This is a genomic window from Methylobacterium variabile (genome assembly GCF_001043975.1).
In the GTDB taxonomy this organism is placed as follows: domain Bacteria; phylum Pseudomonadota; class Alphaproteobacteria; order Rhizobiales; family Beijerinckiaceae; genus Methylobacterium; species Methylobacterium variabile.
The window spans coordinates 1-747 of record NZ_LABY01000465.1 but is presented as its reverse complement, the minus strand read 5'-3'; the positions used below and the strand labels follow the sequence as shown (position 1 = coordinate 747).

At 68.4% G+C, this 747-nt stretch carries 1 protein-coding gene; it reads right to left on the bottom strand.

Annotation, left to right across the window (positions count from 1 at the left end; all coding sequences use genetic code 11):
* Positions 1-747, bottom strand: a 747-nt coding sequence (locus VQ02_RS33925) for a tyrosine-type recombinase/integrase (RefSeq protein WP_048448684.1), incomplete at both ends; no start/stop codon positions are given.

Genomic DNA, 747 nt, shown 5'->3' with positions numbered 1-747 from the left:
GCCTGCATCACCTCGAGCAGCTCGAACCCAGCAGCGAACATGTCCTGCGTCGCCCCGACCCTGGTCGAATGCCCGGAGGGGAGGCGAGGGAGCTTCAGCCCGGCCGCCAGGGCAAGATTGCGGAACACCCGCGCCACATCCCTATCACCAAGTGCGCTGGCTCCGACCTTGCCGCCCTTGGTCAGCGGCCGGAACAACGGCCCGCTCTCCAACGCGGCCGCGGTGAGCCATGCCTCGACATGGGCCATGGTGTCCGGAGCCAGGTACTTGATCGCGCCTTCGCCTTCCTGGTCGGCCTTTGAACGCCGCACCAGCACGGTACCGGATCCGTCCGCACCCTTCTGCAGGTCACCTATATATAAAGAGACGAGTTCGGAGCGGCGCAGCAGGGTGTCGTAGGCGACCGCGATCAGCGCCGCGTTGCGAAGCGCGATCAGCGGAGCTCCTTCCTCGCCCTCCAGCACGCGTCGATGTAGACGCTCGGGGGTCATCACGGTGAGCATGCGATCGATGCTGGTGCGGTTGAGGGGCTCGGCCTGTTTCTGGCGCCGGCCTTTGGCCCGGTTCATCCGTTTGACCGCGAGCCGCACGATCTCGTCGGCGCAGGGGTTCGGCAGGCCGGCGGCCCGGTGCAGCGCGGCGATCGAGGAGCGGTAGCGCTCGACCGTGGCGCGGGACTTGGTCTCCGCCTGCGCGTCGATGAAGGCCGCGACCGTCTCCGGCGTCGCCGGCAGCATCGTCCGGCCG